Consider the following 20,171-nt stretch of genomic DNA (forward strand, 5'->3'; position numbering starts at 1 on the left):
TCCTTCCGCCTCCTCGCCTCCTCGCCTCCTCGCCTCCTCGCCTCCTCCGCGAAGAGGTGTTGCCCGCGCCCGGGCCCCCGCCCGTACGTTCTCCCCCATGACGGAGACCCAGGAGACCCAGAGCCTGCTCGACGCCTACGACGCCCAGCGCTGCACCCCGCCGCCCGGAGTCGCGTACGAGTACGACGGCCCGCTGCTCCGCCTCGACCTCGGCTTCCGCGGCTTCGTCACCGGACCGCGCGATCTGGGCGGCCTGCGGGGCCGGGAGGTCGACGAACTGATCGCACGGCAGCGGGACTTCTTCGCGGCCCGCGGGCAGGCGGTGGAGTGGAAGGTCCGCGGGCACGACAGCCCGGCCGATCTCACGGACCGGCTGACCGCGGCGGGCTTCGTGCCCGAGGCGCGGGAGACGGTGCTCATCGGATCCGTGGCGCAGTCGGCGGGCGCGCCCGCCGTGCCGGACGGGGTCACCGTGCGGCAGGTCACCGCGGACGCCGACCTGCGCCGGGTGGCGGCCCTGGAGACGACGGTCTGGGGCCTGGACCTGAGCTCGATCGCCGACGACCTGATCGGGCGCGTCGCCCGCGCTCCGGAGGAGATCGCCGTCTTCGTCGCCGAGGCGGCGGGCGACGTGGTCTGCGCGGCCTGGCTGACCTTCCGTCCCGGCAGCGAGTTCGCCTCGCTGGCGGGCGGCTCGACGCTCGCCGAGTGGCGCGGCCGGGGGATCTACCGCGCCCTGCTGGCCGCCCGCGCCGAGATCGCCGCCGCCCGCGGAGTCCGCCATCTGCACGTGGACGCGTCCGACGACAGCGGGCCCATCCTGCGCAGGCTCGGTTTCCGGGCGGTGACCACGACGACTCCGTACGTGTGGTCGCCGCGGTAGGCCCTCGAAGGATCAGCGTGCCGTGGCCGCGCGGACGCGGTGCCGGCGGCGCGTCAGCGGCCAGGTGGCGCAGCCGATCGCCAGGGACATCAGGTGCCCCCAGTTCGTCATGGGGTCCGCGAACCCGATCAGGTCGCGCACCAGCATCGCGGCGAACACCACGAGCACCGGCCGGCCCAGCCACGGCGCGAGCAGGCCCGCCAGGGCGCCGACACCGGCGGCCACGCCGAAGCTGATGCCGTAGTCGAGGCGGTGCAGGGAGCTGACGGGGAGACGGCCGACCAGCACGGCGAGGCCCACCGGAACCTCGGTGGCGAGGGTCGCCGTGACGTGCCCGAGCAGGAAGACACCGGCCGTGCGCAGCCCTCCTATCCGTCGTTCCAGGGCGGTGAGGACGAGCACACAGCAGATCGCGTAGACGGACAGGACCCCGCCCGCGATCCACAGAGCGCTGGCCAGCAGGACCAGCACGGGGGTGCGTACGAGGTGCGCCACGTCGGTGCTGGAGCCCTGGTGGAGGGTGTGCACCAGGGCGGGATCGGCGTAGGCCGTGATCAGTGAGGTGACGGCCAGGACGGCCGTGAAGGCGAAGGCGAACGGCGTTCCGGTGGGAGTGGGGAGCAGCCGCCAGGGACGCAGCCGCGGACGCGCCCCCGCGGCCGGCCCTCCGGTCGACCTCCTGATCGAACCCCCGGTCGAACCCTTGGCCGGCCCCCTGGCCGGATCCGCCGCCGGGCGCGCTTCGGGCGTCGCCGCGTACGGGGCCCCGGACGCCACCCCCGCGTACGGGGCCCCGGATGCGCTCGCCACGGCCGGGGCCCCGGATGCGCTCGCCACGGCCGGGATCCACTGTCTGGGCATCCCGCCCAGCGCAGCGGAGGTGTCCGCGCGGGCCGGGCCCGCAGCCACGGCCTCCGGACCGGAGGCGTCCGGGAGGGAGTCGTCCGGATCCGCAGGGGAGGCGGCGGTCGCAGTCCGTTCCACGGTGAGGCGCTCCTTCCGGTTCGCCCCCACCCTTCGCGCACCACGGGGTCACTGTCTATGACCGGCGCCACGCACACGCCGATTCACAGCAACCTCCAATGCGGCACTCGCGTCCGGCCCGGCGCGGTGCGGCACAGGAGCGGTACCCGGCGGCGGCGCTCGCGTACCGAGATGACTCCACGCGGGTGTGCCCCTGCACCGGAGCAAATCCTCCAACGATCCGTCAGCAAAGTGCCAGGATGGGCGGATGCCCACGCCATACGACGCCCCCCAAGTCCTGGACCGCCGCGAGGGCCCGTACGGCGAGGTCGTACTGCGCCGCCACGGCGGCCTGTTGCAGATCATCGCCAACGGCTGCTTCCTGATGGACACCTCCGACGGCCGCTCGGAACGGCTGCTCGTCGACGCGGCGCTCACCGCCCTGGACGACTGCCGTCGGCCGCCCGTCACGGGGGGTCACCAGCATCCGGCCGTGCTGATCGGCGGTCTGGGTGTCGGTTTCTCGCTCGCGCACGCCGCGGCGGACCCGCGCTGGGGCCGGATCACCGTCGTGGAGCGCGAGAGCGCCGTCATCGACTGGCACCGCACGGGCCTCCTGGCCGAAACCACCCGCGAGGCGCTCGCGGACCCGCGCACGGAGATCGTCCAGGCGGACCTGCTCGACTTCATCAATGAGACATACGACACATTCGACGCACTGTGTCTCGACATCGACAACGGGCCGGACTGGACCGTCACCGAGGGCAACCAAGGACTCTACGGCCCTGCCGGGCTTGCGAGTTGCGCCAGGGCGCTGAGATCCGGCGGGGTGCTGGCGGTGTGGTCGGCGCGGCCGTCTGCCGAATTCGAGGAAACCTTGCGAAATGCCGGGTTCACGCAGGTGCGTACCGAAGAGGTGCCGGTTGCCCGGGGCGTTCCGGACGTCGTCCACCTCGCCGTCCGACCTGGATAGCAAAGCCGTAGTGACTCCCCGTACGCTGCATCCCTGACGCGGATCATTCAAGCGTCAATCGCAAGCATGCGCAGACCGAGGAATCACCCCACTGATTCCGGAGAGCACACTCAGGGGCGGGCGATGGAGCAGACACATACCTCCCACAACGGGACGGCCACGGCGACTCAGGGCGCCCAGCGGCGGGTCCTGGTGGTCGAGGACGACTCGACGATCGTCGAAGCCATCGCGGCCCGACTTCGCGCCGAGGGATTCCTGGTGCAAACCGCGGGCGACGGCCCGGCGGCCGTCGACACCGCCGAGGCATGGCAGCCCGATCTGCTGATCCTCGACATCATGCTGCCCGGTTTCGACGGTCTGGAGGTCTGCCGTCGCGTGCAGGCCCAGCGGCCGGTGCCGGTGCTGATGCTGACCGCGCGTGACGACGAGACCGACATGCTGGTCGGGCTCGGCGTGGGCGCCGACGACTACATGACCAAGCCGTTCTCGATGCGGGAGCTGGCCGCGCGGGTCCATGTGCTGCTGCGCCGGGTCGAGCGGGCCGTCGTGGCCGCCTCGACACCGCGCAGCGGCATACTGCGCCTCGGCGAGCTGGAGATCGACCACGCGCAGCGCCGGGTGCGGGTGCGCAGCGAGGACGTCCATCTGACGCCCACCGAGTTCGACCTGCTGGTGTGCCTGGCGAACACCCCGCGCGCGGTGCTCTCCCGTGAGCAGCTGCTGGCCGAGGTGTGGGACTGGGCGGACGCCTCCGGCACCCGTACCGTCGACAGCCACATCAAGGCGCTGCGCCGGAAGATCGGCGCCGAGCGGATCCGCACCGTGCACGGTGTGGGCTACGCGCTGGAGACACCGACGCCATGAGCGAGGGACGGTCGGCCGCACGGAAGAGCCCCAGGGGCGAGCCCTGGGGTGGCGTACGCCCGTTCTCGATCAAGACCAAGCTGGGCGCGCTGGTCGTCATATCGGTGCTGATCACGACCGGGCTGTCGATGATCGCGGTGCACACCAAGACCGAGCTGCGCTTCATCACGGTCTTCTCGATGATCGCCACACTGCTCATCACGCAGTTCGTGGCGCACTCGCTCACCGCGCCGCTGGACGAGATGAACACGGTCGCCCGGTCCATCTCGCACGGCGACTACACCCGCCGGGTGAGCGAGAAACGCCGGGACGAGCTCGGCAACCTGGCGCAGACGATCAACGTCATGGCCGACGAGCTGGAAGCGCAGGACCTCCAGCGCAAGGAACTGGTGGCCAACGTCTCGCACGAGCTGCGGACGCCCATCGCGGGACTGCGCGCGGTGCTGGAGAACGTCGTGGACGGCATCTCGGTGGCGGACACCGAGACGATGCGCACCGCCCTGAAGCAGACCGAGCGGCTCGGCCGGCTGGTGGAGACGCTGCTGGACCTGTCCCGGCTCGACAACGGCGTCGTACCGCTGCGCCAGCGGCGTTTCGAGGTCTGGCCGTATCTGTCCGGGGTGCTGAAGGAGGCCAACATGGTCGCCTCCGCGCGGGCGAGCATGGCCTCGGGCTCCGGCAGCCACACCCGTACGGACGTCCACCTCCACCTGGACGTGTCCCCGCCGGAGCTGACCGCGCACGCGGACCCCGAGCGCATCCACCAGGTCGTGGCCAACCTCATCGACAACGCGGTCAAGCACAGCCCGCCGCACGGCCGGGTGACGGTCCGGGCGCGGCGCGGGACGCTGCCGGAGTCGCTGGAGCTGGAGGTCCTGGACGAGGGGCCCGGCATACCCCGCTCGGACTGGCACCGCGTCTTCGAGCGGTTCAACCGTGGAACCGTCCGCCGGCCGCACGGCCCGGGCAGCGACGGCGGTACGGGACTGGGGCTGGCGATCGCCCGGTGGGCGGTGGATCTGCACGGCGGCCGCATCGGCGTGGCCGAATCCGACCGGGGGTGCAGGATCATCGTCACTCTCCCGGGACTGTCATCCGTGCCAAGTTGACGTAAAGTGCGAACCGGAGCCACAAGATCCACGGGCGTCCGCGCTGACGGACACGTGTGATCAGGCACAGGCCCACGTCAACGACGTGCGAGGCCCATTTCGACGAACCCAGATACATCACCTGCGTAGCGGAACCACATGTGTTTCCCGCCATTTCCAGGGCCGAAACACACTTTCTGATGTGACTTACACGACGTTGAACCGGCCCGACCTGACCTTCCCGGCCGGGGGGGCGTAGCCTTTATTCCCGCTGTCCATCACCTTGTGAAGCGGAAGAGGGCGGTTCTCGCCGTGTCGCCACAGTCCCCCAGTAACGCATCGAGCCTCTCGACCGACGCAGACCAAGCGGGCAAGAACCCCGCTGCCGCGTTCGGCCCCAACGAGTGGCTCGTCGACGAGATCTATCAGCAGTACCTCCAGGACCCGAACTCGGTAGACCGTGCCTGGTGGGACTTCTTCGCCGACTACAAGCCGGGGACGGCTACCTCCCCGGCTCCGGCGGGCACTGCGGCCGCGGGGGCCGCAGGCGCCTCCGCCCCGGCACCCGCCGCCCCGGCCGCGCCCGCGGCCGCTGCTCCGGCCGCCCCGGCCGTGCCCGCGCCCGCGCAGGCTCCCGCGAAGCCCGTGGCCGCCGCTCCGGCGCCCGCCGCGGCTCCGGCGAAGCCCGCCGCGGCCCCGGCCGCCAAGGCGAAGGCCGCTCCGGCCGCCGAGGGCCCCGAGGGTCCCGAGTTCGTGACGCTGCGCGGTCCGTCCGCCGCGGTCGCCAAGAACATGAACGCCTCCCTTGAGCTGCCCACGGCCACGTCCGTGCGCGCGGTCCCGGTGAAGCTGCTGTTCGACAACCGCATCGTCATCAACAACCACCTGAAGCGCGCCCGGGGCGGGAAGATCTCCTTCACGCACCTGATCGGCTTCGCGATGGTGCAGGCCATCAAGGCCATGCCGTCGATGAACTGGCACTACGCGGAGAAGGACGGGAAGCCCACCCTCGTCAAGCCCGCGCACGTCAACTTCGGTCTCGCCATCGACCTGGTGAAGCCGAACGGCGACCGCCAGCTCGTCGTCGCCGGCATCAAGAAGGCCGAGACGCTGAACTTCTTCGAGTTCTGGCAGGCCTACGAGGACATCGTCCGCCGCGCCCGCGACGGCAAGCTGACGATGGACGACTTCACCGGTGTCACGGTCTCCCTGACCAACCCCGGCGGCCTCGGCACCGTCCACTCGGTCCCGCGTCTGATGCCCGGCCAGTCGGTCATCATGGGCGTCGGCTCCATGGACTACCCCGCGGAGTTCCAGGGCACCTCCCAGGACACCCTGAACAAGCTCGGCATCTCGAAGGTCATGACGCTCACGTCGACCTACGACCACCGGGTGATCCAGGGCGCGGCCTCCGGCGAGTTCCTGCGGATCGTCGCGAACTTCCTGCTCGGCGAGCAGGGCTTCTACGACGGCATCTTCGCCTCGCTGCGCATCCCCTACGAGCCGGTCCGCTGGCTCAAGGACATCGACGCCAGCCACGACGACGACGTCACCAAGGCCGCCCGCGTCTTCGAGCTGATCCACTCCTACCGGGTCCGCGGCCACGTCATGGCCGACACCGACCCGCTGGAGTACCGCCAGCGCAAGCACCCCGACCTGGACATCACCGAGCACGGGCTCACCCTGTGGGACCTGGAGCGCGAGTTCGCCGTCGGCGGTTTCTCGGGCAAGTCCCTGATGAAGCTGCGCGACATCCTCGGCGTGCTGCGCGACTCGTACTGCCGCACCACCGGCATCGAGTTCATGCACATCCAGGACCCCAAGCAGCGCAAGTGGATCCAGGACCGCGTCGAGCGCCCCCACGCGCGCGTGGAGCGCGAGGAGCAGCTGCGCATCCTGCGCCGGCTGAACGCGGCGGAGGCCTTCGAGACCTTCCTCCAGACGAAGTACGTCGGCCAGAAGCGCTTCTCCCTGGAGGGCGGCGAGTCCGTCATCCCGCTGCTCGACGCGGTGATCGACTCCGCGGCCGAGTCGCGTCTCGACGAGGTCGTCATCGGCATGGCCCACCGCGGCCGTCTGAACGTCCTCGCCAACATCGTCGGCAAGTCGTACGCGCAGATCTTCCGCGAGTTCGAGGGCAACCTCGACCCGAAGTCGATGCACGGCTCCGGCGACGTGAAGTACCACCTGGGCGCCGAGGGCACCTTCACCGGCCTGGACGGCGAGCAGATCAAGGTCTCGCTGGCCGCGAACCCGTCCCATCTGGAGACGGTCGACCCGATCATCGAGGGCATCGCCCGCGCCAAGCAGGACGTCATCAACAAGGGCGGCACCGACTTCACGGTCCTGCCGGTGGCGATCCACGGCGACGCGGCCTTCGCGGGCCAGGGTGTGGTGGCCGAGACCCTGAACATGTCGCAGCTGCGGGGCTACCGCACCGGTGGCACGGTCCACGTCGTCATCAACAACCAGGTCGGCTTCACCGCGGCCCCCGAGTCCTCGCGTTCCTCCATGTACGCGACGGACGTGGCCCGCATGATCGAGGCCCCGATCTTCCACGTGAACGGCGACGACCCGGAGGCCGTGGTCCGCGTCGCGCGGCTGGCCTTCGAGTTCCGCCAGGCGTTCAACAAGGACGTGGTGATCGACCTCCTGTGCTACCGCCGCCGCGGTCACAACGAGTCCGACAACCCGGCCTTCACCCAGCCGCTGATGTACGACCTGATCGACAAGAAGCGCTCGGTGCGCAAGCTCTACACCGAGTCCCTCATCGGTCGCGGAGACATCACCCTGGAAGAGGCCGAGCAGGCGCTCCAGGACTACCAGGGCCAGCTGGAGAAGGTCTTCACGGAGGTCCGCGAGGCCACCGCGCAGCCGACCGCCACCGCCCCGTCCGACCCGCAGGCCGAGTTCCCGGTCGCGGTGAACACGGCGGTGTCCGCGGAGACGGTCAAGCGGATCGCCGAGTCCCAGGTCAACATCCCCGACCACGTCACCGTCCACCCGCGTCTGCTGCCGCAGCTCCAGCGCCGGGCGGCCATGGTCGAGGACGGCACCATCGACTGGGGCATGGGCGAGACCCTCGCCTTCGGCTCCCTCCTGCTGGAGGGCGTCCCGGTGCGTCTGGCCGGCCAGGACTCGCAGCGCGGTACGTTCGGCCAGCGCCATGCGGTGATCATCGACCGTCAGACGGGCGAGGACTTCACCCCGCTGCTGTACCTGTCCGAGGACCAGGCCCGCCTGAACGTCTACAACTCCCTGCTGTCCGAATACGCGGCGATGGGCTTCGAGTACGGCTACTCGCTGGCCCGCCCCGACGCGCTCGTGATGTGGGAGGCGCAGTTCGGCGACTTCGTCAACGGCGCGCAGACGGTCGTCGACGAGTACATCTCCGCGTCGGAGCAGAAGTGGGGCCAGACCTCCGGCGTCACCCTGCTCCTCCCGCACGGCTACGAGGGCCAGGGCCCGGACCACTCGTCCGCCCGCCCGGAGCGTTTCCTCCAGCTGTGCGCGCAGAACAACATGACGGTCGCGATGCCCACGCTCCCGTCGAACTACTTCCACCTCCTGCGGTGGCAGGTGCACAACCCGCACCACAAGCCGCTGGTCGTCTTCACCCCGAAGTCGATGCTGCGCCTGAAGGCCGCGGCCTCGAAGGCGGAGGAGTTCACGAGCGGCCAGTTCCGCCCGGTCATCGGCGACGCCAAGGCCGACCCGGCCGCCGTGAAGAAGGTCGTCTTCTGCGCGGGCAAGGTCTACTACGACCTGGAGGCCGAGCGTCAGAAGCGCGGCGCCTCGGACCCCGCGGCCGCCGAGACGGCGATCATCCGCCTCGAGCGCCTGTACCCGCTGCCGGGTGCCGAGCTCCAGGCCGAGATCGCCAAGTACCCGAACGCCGAGAAGTACCTCTGGGCCCAGGAGGAGCCGGCCAACCAGGGTGCCTGGCCGTTCATCGCCCTGAACCTGATCGACCACCTGGACCTGGCCGTCGGCGCGGACGTGCCGCACGGCGAGCGTCTGCGTCGCATCTCGCGCCCGCACTCGTCGTCCCCGGCGGTGGGCTCGGCGAAGCGGCACCAGGCGGAGCAGGAGCAGCTGGTGCGTGAGGTGTTCGAGGCGTAAGCCCCTCGCACACCCCGGACGCCTCGCGGCCCCGCCCCCAGCCCTTGTGGCCGGGGGCGGGGCCGCGTTCGTTCCCCCACCTGGCGGGATAGCCTGGAGGGGTCGTTGACGCCCAGTTCATTGCGGAGCATTCGTGTACTTCACCGACCGCGGCATCGAGGAGCTCGAGAAGCGCCGGGGCGAGGAGGAGGTCACCTTCGAGTGGCTCGCCGAGCAGCTGCGTACGTTCGTCGATCTCAACCCGGACTTCGAGGTGCCGGTGGAGCGGCTGGCGACGTGGCTGGCCCGGCTGGACGACGAGGACGACGACGAGTAGGCCGTCCGTACGGCTTCTGCCGCCGCCGTGCGGCTTGCGTCGTGCTGTGCGGCTTCTTCCGCTGCCGTGCGGCTTCCGTCGTTGCTGTGCGGCTTCCCTCCCCCGCCGTTGTCCGTAGGGCTTCCCAGCGCTTTTCGCCCCGCGGCCGTCAGTCGCGTGGCCTGCCCAGGTCGTACAGCAGCCCCAGCGCCCCGTGGGCCAGGAGCAGCGCGCCCGAGGCGATCCAGCCGCAGTCGCGGCGCCGCAGGCCCCGGGCGGTGAGCGGGAGGCCCGCCGCCACCTGGGCGAGGGCGAGGACCTGGGCTCCGGGGCTGCCCGCGTAGGGGAGCAAGGGGCCCGGAAGGCCGCGCTCGTGCCCGCCGCCGGCGGTACCGGGCGTCCTCGGCCCGGATTCCGTGCCGGTGGGCGCCCGGCGGGATGTCTCCTGCCGGTCCGGCTGCCGGACCTCCTGGGCGCCGGGGTGGGACCGGGCGGCCTCCCGGAGGCGGTCGGCGGACTCACCGGGCACGAGACCAGGCAGCAGGGCGACCCCCGCCCGGGCGAGAACCGCCAGCAGGCCGCCCAGCCGGGCCCGGGCGTCGGCCCCGGACCCGGGACTGGAGCCGAGGCCCGGGTCGGGGCCGGAACGGGTCAGGGCCTCCAGGAGCGGCAGGTCGACGGCCGGGTCGAGGCCCAGGCGGGCCGCGAAGGCGCCCATGGCCTCCGCCTCGCCGGCCGGGGTGCCGTCCGTGAGCCAGACGTAGCCGACGGGACGGCGGTAACCGGACGCGAGGGTGTAGCCGGCCCGGTCGGCGTCCCACCACAGCGCCAGCACGGGCCAGGGCGCGCCGACGGCCAGAGCGGTCGCCCAGCCGGTGGCGACGCGGTCGACCGGTTCGCCCTCCCGCCGCCACGGCCTGCCTTCGGGTACGAGGACACTCCACGCCTCACCGGCCGCCGTGAGCAGGACACGGTCGCGCAACAGGCGCGCGGCGGGGGCGACGGAGCCGGGGTCCGCCCGGCAGAGCAGCAGGGCGCCCGGAGCGGGGCGCCCCGGCCGGGCACGCGGCCCGAAGTCTTCCGTCGGCATGTTCACACGCTAGGACGATTCCTCGGCTCTGCGTGATCGGTGATCGCCAGAACGGGTGTCTCGAGGGGTGTCTCGACGGGTGTCTTGACTTTCGACGCCCGCGATATATCGTGTTTGACAGGAGACGCGATATGGCGCGTTCTTGCCGTCCTGGAGGTCCGCACCATGTCCGAGTGGTCCGTCGCAGAGCCGAGGAAGCTCACCTTCGACGAGCCGGTGAGCGAACTGCACGTGCGCATCGTCAACGGAACAGTGAACGTCGTGGGCACGGACGAAGGTTCCGCCCGCCTGGAGGTGTCCGGGGTCGAGGGCCCGCCACTGGTGGTCACCCAGGAGAACGGCACCCTGACGGTGGCCTACGAGGACCTGCCGTGGAAGGGCTTCCTGAAGTGGCTCGACCACAAGGGCTGGCGGCGCAGCGCCGTCGTCTCCCTGGCGGTGCCGGCCCGCACCCGGGTCGAGGTGGGTGTCGTCGGGGCCACGGCCGTGGTCTCCGGCATCGACGGGCACGCCGAGGTGAAGGGGGTCAGCGGGGACACCACGCTGGTGGGACTGGCGGGCCCGGTCCGCGCGGACACCGTCTCGGGGAACGTGGAGGCCCAGGCCCTCAGCGGGGATCTGCGCTTCCACTCCGTCTCGGGCGACCTGACCGTGGTCGAGGCCGCCGGGTCCTGTGTGAAGGCCGACTCGGTGAGCGGCTCGATGATCGTCGACGTCGACTCGACGAGCAGCCCCGCGGAGATCAGCCTGACCAGCGTCTCCGGTGAGATCACCATCCGGCTGCCGCACCCGGCGGACGCGCAGGTGGAGGCGAACACCGCGAGCGGCACCGTCTCCAACGCCTTCGAGGACCTGCGGGTCAGCGGCCAGTGGGGCGCCAAGCGGATCACCGGGCGGCTCGGCGCGGGCAACGGCCGGCTGAAGGCGACGACGGTCTCCGGGTCCATCGCCCTGCTGCGGCGGCCTCCCGCGGAGGACGAACCGTGGGAGGCGCCGACGCAGGCGGCACCCGCGCCCGGCGGCCCGGACGAGGGCCCCCGCCCGGCCGACGGCACGACCGGCGCCCCCGCGGACGGCACGACCGACGGCACGACCGACAAGAAGGTGCTCTGACATGCCTCCCGTCTTCGCCCATGGCCGTCTGCGCCTCTACCTGCTGAAGCTGCTGGACGAGGCCCCGCGCCACGGCTACGAGGTGATCCGCCTCCTCGAAGAGCGCTTCCAGGGGCTGTACGCCCCGTCGGCGGGCACGGTCTACCCCCGGCTGGCGAAGCTGGAGGCGGAAGGCCTGGTCACCCACACCACCGAGGGCGGCCGCAAGGTGTACGCCATCACGGAGGCGGGTCGCGCCGAACTGGCCGACCGCAGCGGTGAACTGGCCGACCTGGAACTGGAGATCCGGGAGTCGGTCGCGGAACTGGCCGCCGAGATCCGCGCCGATGTGCGCGGCGCCGCCGGTGACCTGCGCCGGGAGATGCGGGCGGCGGCCTCGGAGGCCCGGCGCGGCGGCTCGGCGCCGTCCGGGGAACCCCGGACCGACGGCGACCACGGGGACCACGGGGACAAGGAGTCGTGGCGGGCCGCCAAGGAGGAGATGCGGCGCGTCAAGCAGGAGTGGAAGGAGCAGGCCCGCCGCGCCAAGGACGAGAGCCGTCGGGCCCGCGAGGAGGCCCAGCGGGCCCGGCGGCAGGCGAAGGAGGCGCAGGACAAGGCCAGGGCCCAGGCCCAGGAGGAGTTGCAGCGCATCTCCCGGCGGGTCCAGGAGCAGGTCCAGGACCACTTCGAGCGGGGCGACTGGCCCACGGGTCTGCGGGAGGGCCTGACGGAAATCGCCAAGGAGTTCGGCGATTTCGGGAAAGAGTTCGGTAAGGAGTTCGGCAGGGACCTCGGCTTCGGCCGTACCGGTGCCGGCAGGGGTGCCGGTGCCGAGAGGGCGACGCCCGGTCCCGAGTACGGCCGCGCGCCGAAGGACTTCCCGGCCGACTACGAACCGGCCTGGGCCCACGAGGACCTCACCGGCGATCCGGCCCGCGATCTGGACCGGCTGCTCGACCGCTTCCGGGACGACATCCGGGACGCGGCCCGCGATCACGGCGTCACCGCGGACCAGCTCCATGACGCCCGTGGCCATCTGTCCGCGGCTGCGGCCCTCATCGGCGCGGTGCTGCGTACGCCGAAGGCATGAGACGGGGCGAGCGCCGCACCGGCGCTCGCCCTCCCCCCGCTCCCTCCCCCGGCCGGCCCCCGCCCTGCCCGCCGCCCCGCTCGCCCGCTCCTCAGCCGGCCTTCGCCTGGCCGGTTCCGGCGTCCGTTGCGGAGCCCGGGCCGTACAGGACCCGGGTGAGGGACTCATGGGTCACCCCGTGGTCGGCGAGGACCTCCGCCGGCACACCGGGGCGTGCCGTGAGGGCGAGCAGCAGATGCTCGTCGCCGATCCGGCGGTCGCGCCGGCCGAGGGTGATGCGCAGCGACTCGGTGAGCAGATCCCTGGCGCCGCGGTCGAACAACCGCCGCCCGGTCCGCCGGCCGGTGGCACCGCCCCGGCCGGAATCCGCCAGCACACCCTCCCCGTGCTCCTCCTCGATCCGCGCGACGATCTCCGCCAGGTCGATCCCCAGCCCGGACAGGGCGTCCGCGTCGGCCCGGGAGAGCCCGCCGCGGCGGCGGGCCTCGCCCAGTTCCCGTACGACACCGTCCCGGCCTCCCGGCGGAAGGCCGAGCGCCGCCAGCGCGAAGGATCCGCGGCTGCCCTCGCGGTCGAGGAGGGCGAGCAGGACATGGGTCTCCTCGACCCGTTCCGCGCCCGCCCGTTCCGCGTGGGCCACCGCCCCCACCACCACCGCGCGGGCGTCCTGGGTGAAGCGTTCGAACATCACTGCCTCCCGTACTTCTTGTGCACGGCCTGCCTGCTGACTCCGAGTTCCGCGGCGATCTCCTGCCACGACCAGCCCTGATGGCGCGCACTGCGCACCTGCACCGCCTCCAACTGCTCCAGCAGCCGGCGCAGCGCCGCCACCGCCCGCAGCCCGACCCGCGGATCGCGGTCGCCGGCTCGCTGGGCGAGATCCGTTGCTTCGGTCATGATGTCAACTTACGTTGACACGCGAACGATGTCAACCCAAGTTGACATGCGAACGGCCGGCCCGGGAGCCGGGCCGGCCGTCGAGAGCGCGCGGGCGGGAGAGCGGACGGGAGATCAGGAGGTGGTCAGCACGATCTTGCCGAACTGGTCGCCCGACTCCAGCCGCTCGAAGCCCTCCCGGGCCCGGTCGAGCGGAAGCACCTCGTCGATGACGGGACGCACCCCGGTCGCGGCACAGAAGGAGAGCAGGTCCTCCAGTTCGTCCTTGGTGCCCATCGTCGAGCCGACGACCTTGAGTTCGAGGAAGAAGATCCGGGTCAGCTCGGCGTGCGAGGGCCGGTCGCCGCTGGTCGCGCCGGAGATCACCAGGGTGCCGCCGGGCCGCAGGGACTTCACCGAGTGCGACCAGGTCGCGGCGCCCACGGTCTCGATCACGGCGTCCACCCGCTGGGGCAGCCGCGCGCCCGACTCCAGTGCCTCCACGGCGCCGAGCTCCAGGGCCCGCTTGCGCTTGGCCTCGTCGCGGCTGGTCGCGAAGACCCGCAGCCCGGCCGCCTTCCCCAGCACGATGGCCGCGGTGGCGACCCCGCCGCCCGCGCCCTGGACGAGCACCGAGTCGCCGGGGCGCACGCCCGCGTTGGTGAAGAGCATGCGGTACGCCGTCAGCCAGGCCGTGGGCAGACAGGCGGCCTCCTCGAACGAGAGCTCCTTGGGCTTGGGCAGCACGTTCCAGGTGGGCACGGCGACCTGCTCGGCGAAGGTGCCCTGATAGCGCTCGGTGAGGATGGAACGGGGCTCCCTGGGCCCCACTCCGTGGCCGCTCTGGCCGATCACGGAGTGCAGGACGACCTCGTTGCCGTCCTCGTCGACACCGGCGGCGTCGCAGCCGAGGATCATGGGCAGCTTGTCCTCGGGCAGGCCGACACCCCGCAGGGACCAGAGGTCGTGGTGGTTGAGGGAGGCGGCTCTGACGTCGACGACGCTCCAGCCGGAGCGGGCCTCGGGGGCCGGACGCTCCCCCAACTCCAGTCCGGAGAGCGGCTGGTCACGGTCGATTCGGGCGGCATAGGCAGCGAACATGAAGCCGACGATAGGTTCCGGGGGCGGCAGGGGGAACCAGGACACGTTGTGACACACGCCCTCTTGCGCGGAACACGTCAGACGTAACGGCGGGGGGAAGCACGACACCCGGACGGCGGGGGGCGGAAGAACGGCGAGGAACGGCAGAACGGCGGAGGACGGAAGAACGGCCCCGCCCGTGCGGGCGAGGCCGTTCCGTGGAACTCGGGGAGGGGCTCAGCGGCGAGCCACGCCCTCCGCCCGCGCCGCCGCCGCGACCGCTGCGGTCACCGCGGGGGCGACCCGCTCGTCGAACGGCGAGGGGATGACGTAGTCGGGGGCGAGGTCGTCGCCGACGACGGCCGCCAGCGCCTCGGCCGCGGCGATCTTCATGCCCTCGGTGATCCGGGAGGCCCGCACCTGGAGCGCGCCCGCGAAGATGCCCGGGAACGCCAGCACGTTGTTGATCTGGTTCGGGAAGTCCGAACGCCCGGTCGCGACGACGGCGGCGTACTTGTGCGCCACCTCGGGGTGCACCTCGGGGTTCGGGTTCGCCATGGCGAAGACGAAGGCACCCTTCGCCATCGAGGCCACGGCCTCCTCCGGGACCGTACCGCCGGAGACGCCGATGAAGACGTCGGCTCCGTCCAGCGCGGTCTCCAGCGTTCCGGAGATCCCGGCCTTGTTGGTGAACTCGGCCAACTCCCGCTTGACCGGCGTCAGGTCGTCACGGTCCCGGGAGACGACGCCCTTGCGGTCCGTGACCGCGACGTCCCCGATACCCGCTTCGACCAGCATCTTCGCAATGGCGACACCGGCCGCGCCCGCGCCCGAGATGACGGCGCGCAGATCCCCGACCGCGCGTCCGCTCAGCCGCGCCGCGTTGCGCAGCGCCGCCAGGGTCACGACGGCCGTGCCGTGCTGGTCGTCGTGGAAGACGGGGATGTCCAGGCGCTCCTGGAGCCGGCGCTCGATCTCGAAGCACCGGGGGGCCGAGATGTCCTCCAGGTTCACCCCGCCGAACGACGGCGCGAGGCGCACCACGGTCTCGATGATCTCGTCCACGTCCGTGCAGGCGAGGGCGATCGGAACCGCGTCCACGCCGCCGAACTGCTTGAACAGGATCGCCTTGCCCTCCATCACGGGCAGGGACGCCTCGGGACCGATGTCCCCGAGGCCGAGCACGGCCGTACCGTCCGTCACGACGGCGACCACGGACGACTTCCAGGTGTAGTCGTCGACCAGTTCCGGGTTCTCCGCGATCGCGGTGCACACGCGCGCGACGCCGGGGGTGTAGGCGAGGGACAGGTCGTCCTTGTCCCGGATCGGCACGGTGGCCTGCACAGCCATCTTGCCGCCGCGATGCAGGGCGAACGCGGGGTCGAAGGAATCGAGGGGCTCCGCACTGTCCCCTTGGTCCGTATTGTTCTTGCTGCGAGGATTGACGATCTCCGCTGCCACTGTGTCTTACCCCTTAGGTGTACATGGTTGAGGGTGGCCACTCCTGGTGAGGGGTGGGCGGGCATCGCGCACGGCCCAGTGAGGTGAGGCGTACGGGCACATACGCGTCGGGCGCGCCGCACACGCGCCCTGAGCCCCGGATGAGGGGTGTGAGGATCCTTCTTACCGGACGGACGCGGCCGAGGACGAGTCCATAACGCGAAGGTCACATGTGCTCCGGCACCAGTGAGATGACTCATGTTCGGAAATGGGGGCAAATCCTGGACAAAGACTCGAAGGAGAATCAAGCGTCCGCGACGGACGCGCCGAGACCGGCCGCACGGCGGGACACGCCGCAGATTTTTCGGCCGGAAGGAGGGATTCCCGCAGAAGGTCCGGCCGTGATGTCCGGCCTGGTGCAGTTCGAGGGTGTCCCGTTATCCGATTTTGACATGCCGACTCACCTGAATGACTGAATCCGAATGGCAGGATGCCGTAACCACACGAGGTCGCGACACCCGAAGGTGTGTGTTCTCGTCGACCCATCGGCAACTCCATCCACCCGCCGGAGGAACCCACCATGACCGCAGGCACCACCCGTCGTTCCACCGCCGCGCACACCCGGCTAGCAGCGGTCGGCGCGATCGCGGTCGCCGGCGCCCTGCTGCTCACCGGCTGCGGTGACCAGACGAAGGACAACGGCTCCGGAAGCAACTCCTCCACCGCCACCGCCTCGGCCCCGCTGGCCGACAAGCTGCCGCAGGCCGTTCGCGACGCCGGTGTCATCAAGGTCGGCTCCGACATCGCCTACGCGCCGGTCGAGTTCAAGGACAGCTCCGGCAAGACGGTCGGTATCGACCCCGACCTGGCCGACGCGATGGGCAAGCAGCTCGGAGTGAAGTTCGACTTCGAGAACGGCACCTTCGACACCCTGATCACCGGTCTGCGCTCCAAGCGCTACGACATCGCCATGTCCGCGATGACCGACACCAAGGACCGGCAGGAGGGCATCGACTCCGACACCGGCAAGAAGGTCGGCGAGGGCGTCGACTTCGTCGACTACTTCACCGCCGGCGTCTCGATCTACACCCCCAAGGGCAAGGACCAGGGCATCAAGACCTGGGCGGACCTGTGCGGCAAGAAGCTCGTGGTGCAGCGCGGCACGGTCTCCGAGGACCTCGCCAAGGCCGAGTCGAAGAAGTGCGCCGGTGGCAAGACCATCGCCCTCCAGTCCTTCGACAACGACCAGCAGGCCCAGACCCGGCTGCGCGCGGGCGGCGCCGACGCCGGCTCGTCCGACTTCCCGGTCGCCGCGTACGCGGTGAAGACCTCCGGCGGCGGCAACGACTTCCAGATCGTCGGCGAGCAGGTCGAGGCCGCGCCGTACGGCATCGCGGTGGCCAAGAGCAACACGCAGCTTCGCGACGCGATCCAGGCCGCTCTGGACGCCGTCATCAAGAACGGCGAGTACGGCAAGATCATCCAGAAGTGGGGCGTCGACGCCGGCGCCGTCACCTCGGCCGCCGTCAACGGCGGCAAGTGACCGCGCCGCGGCCGCTGAAAGGCAACACCCGTGACTGTTGAAAACACCAAGGCGGACGGGCCGGTGGACGCTCCACCGGCCGGCCCGGAGGCCATCAAGGCCATCCCGGTCCGTCACTACGGGCGGTACGTCTCCGCCGTCATCGCGCTGGCCCTGATGGCCGGTGTGGTCTACGCGTTCTCCCAGGGCAAGATCAACTGGGGTGCGATCCCGGACTACTTCTTCGACGACCGCGTCCTGCAGGGCGTGGGCAAGACGCTCCTGATAACGGTGCTGTCGATGACGATCGGCATCGGCGGCGGCATCCTGCTCGCCGTGATGCGCCTGTCGAAGAACCCGGTGACCTCGTCCATCGCGTGGTTCTACATCTGGTTCTTCCGCGGCACCCCGGTCCTGGTGCAGCTCGTGGTCTGGTTCAACCTGGGCCTGGTCTTCGAGTACATCAACCTCGGTCCGATCTACAAGGACCAGTGGTCGGACTTCATGACCCCGTTCCTGACCGCGCTGCTCGGCCTGGGCCTGAACGAGGCCGCGTACATGGCCGAGATCTGCCGTGCCGGTCTGCTCGCGGTCGACGAGGGCCAGACCGAGGCCGCGCACGCGCTGGGCATGAGCCACGCCAAGACGCTGCGCCGGATCGTCATCCCGCAGGCGATGCGCGTGATCGTGCCGCCCACGGGCAACGAGGTCATCAACATGCTGAAGACGACCTCGCTGGTGTCGGTCGTCCAGTACTCCGAACTGTTCCGCGTCGCCCAGGACATCGGGCAGACCTCCGGCGCCCCCGCCGAGATGCTGTTCCTGGCGGCGGCCTGGTACCTGCTGCTGACCTCGATCTTCAGCGTCGGCCAGTACTACCTGGAGCGGTACTACGCCCGGGGCTCCAGCCGCTCGCTGCCGCCCACGGTGTTCCAGAAGATCAAGAGCAACATGATGTCCTTCAGCCGTCCGAAGGGAGGCCTGGCATGACCGAGACGCAGAGCGGCGCGGACACGCCCGTACGGTCCTCCACCGTCCCGATGGTCAAGGCCGAGGGCGTCCACAAGTCCTTCGGCTACGTCGAGGTCCTCAAGGGCATCGACCTGGAGGTGAAGACCGGCGAGGTGTTCTGCCTCATCGGCCCCTCCGGCTCCGGCAAGTCGACCTTCCTGCGGTGCATCAACCACCTGGAGAAGGTCAACGCCGGGAAGCTGTACGTCGACGGCGAGCTGGTCGGCTACCGCCAGAAGGGCGACAAGCTGTACGAGCTCAAGGACAGCGAGGTCGCGCTGAAGCGCCGGGACATCGGCATGGTCTTCCAGCGCTTCAACCTGTTCCCGCACATGACGGCCGTCGAGAACGTCATCGAGGCACCGGTCCAGGTCAAGGGCACCAGCAAGGCCCAGGCCAGGGAGCGCGCGATGCAGCTCCTGGAGCGGGTGGGCCTGGCCGACAAGGCCGGGAACTACCCCTCCCAGCTCTCCGGCGGCCAGCAGCAGCGGGTTGCCATCGCCCGGGCGCTGGCCATGGACCCGAAGCTGATGCTCTTCGACGAGCCGACCTCGGCCCTCGACCCGGAGCTGGTCGGTGACGTCCTGGACGTCATGCGCGACCTCGCCGAGTCCGGCATGACGATGGTCGTCGTCACCCACGAGATGGGCTTCGCCCGCGAGGTCGGCGACAGCCTGGTCTTCATGGACGGCGGTGTGGTCGTCGAGTCCGGCAACCCGCGCGACGTGCTGACGAATCCGCAGCACGAGCGGACCCAGGCGTTCCTGTCCAAGGTGCTGTAACCCGGCGCCGAGCGACGACGGAAGAGGGGCGGTACGGAGTTCCGTACCGCCCCTCTCCACGTCCGGCCCCGCCCGCCCCTCCGCGTCGCCCGCCCCTCCGCGTCGGCCGGGCTCACTTGAGCGCGAGCAGCAGGGTGTCCGAGGGCGAGCACCACACCGGGCGGGCCTCGCCGAAGCCCTTCTCGCGCAGCACGCGCGCGTGCCACGCGGGGGACGGCATCTCGCCGTCGGCGTGCTCGCCGTAGATCTCGAAGCGGCGGGCGGTCGGCACGGCGAGGACCGGGTCCTGGGCGGCCACCCGCCACCACTCGGCCCAGTCGAGGGCACCGGCGTCCCTGGCCCGCTCCATGTGAGCGAGGCGCTGGACGCGCTCGGCCGCGTTGATCCTCGGCGTGCTCTCGTCGATCATGTGGTCCGCATTCATGAAGACACCGCCGTCGCGCACGAGTTCCGCGATCCGGCCGTAGAGGGCCGCGAGGGGTTCCCGGTGCAGCCAGTGCAGGGCGGTGGCGGTCAGCACGGCGTCGTACGAGTCGTGCGGCAGCCGCGTCGGCCAGTCGGGGTCCTTGAGGTCGGCCGTGACGAAGGAGACCCGTCCGTCGCCCGCGAAGGTGCCCTCGGCGATGGCGAGCAGGGCCGGGTCGAGGTCGACACCGGTGCTGGTGGCCCCGGGGAAGCGGGCGAGCAGCCGGGCGGTGATGCTGCCCGTGCCGCAGGCCAGGTCCAGTACGCGCGGGGTGGTGCCGACGAGCGCCTCGACCATGTCGAGCATGATCCGGAAGCGCTCCTCGCGGTCCGGCATGTACCACTCCTGCTGCCGGTCCCAGCTCTCCTGCCAGGCCGGCCAGTCCGCGCCGTTCGCTCCGGTGGTACCCGTCGTGGTCGTGTCCGCGTTCGTCACCGCATCCTCCGTCGCAGGCTCCAACGTAATACCCTGCATGCACGACCGGCTGTTACCCCGACCGCATCCAAGACCATAGAGCGCCTCCGTAAGGAC

Annotated in this window: 18 protein-coding genes; 11 read left to right on the top strand and 7 right to left on the bottom strand. The window is 70.9% G+C overall.

All coding sequences use genetic code 11. The features are described 5' to 3' along the window. Window positions 1–97: 97 nt before the first annotated feature. Window positions 98–883 carry a GNAT family N-acetyltransferase gene (locus ACWC24_RS05225; RefSeq protein ID WP_450661477.1) on the top strand — a complete coding sequence of 262 codons (786 nt, stop codon included), beginning with the start codon at window positions 98–100 and terminating at the stop codon, window positions 881–883. Window positions 884–895: 12 nt separating this feature from the next. On the opposite strand, the gene ACWC24_RS05230 is transcribed toward ACWC24_RS05225, so the two are convergent. Next, complete coding sequence (locus ACWC24_RS05230) at window positions 896–1,867, bottom strand: rhomboid-like protein (RefSeq protein ID WP_450661478.1); 972 nt, start codon at window positions 1,865–1,867, stop codon at window positions 896–898. 247 nt (window positions 1,868–2,114) lie between these two features. Here ACWC24_RS05230 and ACWC24_RS05235 point away from each other — a divergent pair, with 247 nt between their 5' ends. From ACWC24_RS05235 to ACWC24_RS05255, 5 genes are all read left to right on the top strand, one after another. Next, on the top strand, window positions 2,115–2,819 hold the full coding sequence (locus ACWC24_RS05235) for a spermine/spermidine synthase domain-containing protein (protein WP_450661479.1): 705 nt from the start codon (window positions 2,115–2,117) through the stop codon (window positions 2,817–2,819). Between the two features lie 123 nt (window positions 2,820–2,942). After that, window positions 2,943–3,683, top strand: a complete 741-nt coding sequence (locus ACWC24_RS05240) for a response regulator transcription factor (RefSeq protein ID WP_450661480.1) — start codon at window positions 2,943–2,945, stop codon at window positions 3,681–3,683. After that, a complete protein-coding gene (locus ACWC24_RS05245) occupies window positions 3,680–4,792 on the top strand; it encodes a HAMP domain-containing sensor histidine kinase (RefSeq protein ID WP_450661481.1) in 1,113 nt (370 codons plus the stop codon). The genes ACWC24_RS05240 and ACWC24_RS05245 overlap by 4 nt, the downstream gene beginning before the upstream one ends. A gap of 291 nt (window positions 4,793–5,083) precedes the next feature. After that, a complete protein-coding gene (locus ACWC24_RS05250; protein ID WP_450661482.1) occupies window positions 5,084–8,893 on the top strand; it encodes a multifunctional oxoglutarate decarboxylase/oxoglutarate dehydrogenase thiamine pyrophosphate-binding subunit/dihydrolipoyllysine-residue succinyltransferase subunit in 3,810 nt (1,269 codons plus the stop codon). 133 nt (window positions 8,894–9,026) lie between these two features. Further along, complete coding sequence (locus tag ACWC24_RS05255) at window positions 9,027–9,209, top strand: DUF6104 family protein (RefSeq protein ID WP_019075209.1); 183 nt, start codon at window positions 9,027–9,029, stop codon at window positions 9,207–9,209. Window positions 9,210–9,357: 148 nt separating this feature from the next. Here ACWC24_RS05255 and ACWC24_RS05260 read toward each other — a convergent pair whose 3' ends face one another. Next, entirely contained in the window at window positions 9,358–10,278 is a 921-nt protein-coding gene (locus tag ACWC24_RS05260) for a hypothetical protein (protein ID WP_450661483.1), read from the bottom strand. Between the two features lie 165 nt (window positions 10,279–10,443). On the opposite strand from ACWC24_RS05260, the gene ACWC24_RS05265 reads away from it, so the two are divergent. Together ACWC24_RS05265 and ACWC24_RS05270 are read left to right on the top strand one after the other, a co-directional pair. Continuing rightward, window positions 10,444–11,391 (top strand): DUF4097 family beta strand repeat-containing protein, encoded by a 948-nt coding sequence (locus ACWC24_RS05265; RefSeq protein ID WP_450661484.1) that lies wholly within the window; start codon window positions 10,444–10,446, stop codon window positions 11,389–11,391. 1 nt (window position 11,392) lies between these two features. After that, on the top strand, window positions 11,393–12,463 hold the full coding sequence (locus tag ACWC24_RS05270) for a helix-turn-helix transcriptional regulator (protein ID WP_450661485.1): 1,071 nt from the start codon (window positions 11,393–11,395) through the stop codon (window positions 12,461–12,463). Between the two features lie 91 nt (window positions 12,464–12,554). On the opposite strand, the gene ACWC24_RS05275 is transcribed toward ACWC24_RS05270, so the two are convergent. From ACWC24_RS05275 to ACWC24_RS05290, 4 genes are all read right to left on the bottom strand, one after another. Further along, window positions 12,555–13,151 (bottom strand): Clp protease N-terminal domain-containing protein, encoded by a 597-nt coding sequence (locus ACWC24_RS05275; protein WP_450661486.1) that lies wholly within the window; start codon window positions 13,149–13,151, stop codon window positions 12,555–12,557. Beyond that, a complete protein-coding gene (locus tag ACWC24_RS05280; protein ID WP_152892126.1) occupies window positions 13,151–13,360 on the bottom strand; it encodes a helix-turn-helix domain-containing protein in 210 nt (69 codons plus the stop codon). Before ACWC24_RS05280 ends, ACWC24_RS05275 begins: the two co-directional genes overlap by 1 nt. 114 nt (window positions 13,361–13,474) lie before the next feature. Continuing rightward, window positions 13,475–14,440 (bottom strand): zinc-binding dehydrogenase, encoded by a 966-nt coding sequence (locus ACWC24_RS05285; RefSeq protein ID WP_450661487.1) that lies wholly within the window; start codon window positions 14,438–14,440, stop codon window positions 13,475–13,477. Between the two features lie 216 nt (window positions 14,441–14,656). Further along, window positions 14,657–15,880, bottom strand: coding sequence for an NAD(P)-dependent malic enzyme (locus ACWC24_RS05290; protein ID WP_450661488.1), 1,224 nt, complete (start codon window positions 15,878–15,880; stop codon window positions 14,657–14,659). Window positions 15,881–16,439: 559 nt separating this feature from the next. Between ACWC24_RS05290 and ACWC24_RS05295 the strand changes: the two genes are divergently transcribed. From ACWC24_RS05295 to ACWC24_RS05305, 3 genes are read left to right on the top strand one after another with little or no spacing between them, the layout of a single operon-like run. After that, complete coding sequence (locus ACWC24_RS05295; RefSeq protein WP_450661489.1) at window positions 16,440–17,402, top strand: ABC transporter substrate-binding protein; 963 nt, start codon at window positions 16,440–16,442, stop codon at window positions 17,400–17,402. A 30-nt stretch (window positions 17,403–17,432) separates the two neighbouring features. Next, window positions 17,433–18,371 (top strand): amino acid ABC transporter permease, encoded by a 939-nt coding sequence (locus ACWC24_RS05300; RefSeq protein ID WP_450661490.1) that lies wholly within the window; start codon window positions 17,433–17,435, stop codon window positions 18,369–18,371. A 50-nt stretch (window positions 18,372–18,421) separates the two neighbouring features. After that, complete coding sequence (locus ACWC24_RS05305; RefSeq protein ID WP_450661731.1) at window positions 18,422–19,174, top strand: amino acid ABC transporter ATP-binding protein; 753 nt, start codon at window positions 18,422–18,424, stop codon at window positions 19,172–19,174. Window positions 19,175–19,286: 112 nt separating this feature from the next. Here ACWC24_RS05305 and ACWC24_RS05310 read toward each other — a convergent pair whose 3' ends face one another. Next, entirely contained in the window at window positions 19,287–20,075 is a 789-nt protein-coding gene (locus ACWC24_RS05310) for a class I SAM-dependent methyltransferase (RefSeq protein WP_450661491.1), read from the bottom strand. Between the last annotated feature and the right edge of the window lie 96 nt (window positions 20,076–20,171).

The organism is Streptomyces sp. NPDC001443 (assembly GCF_053597355.1).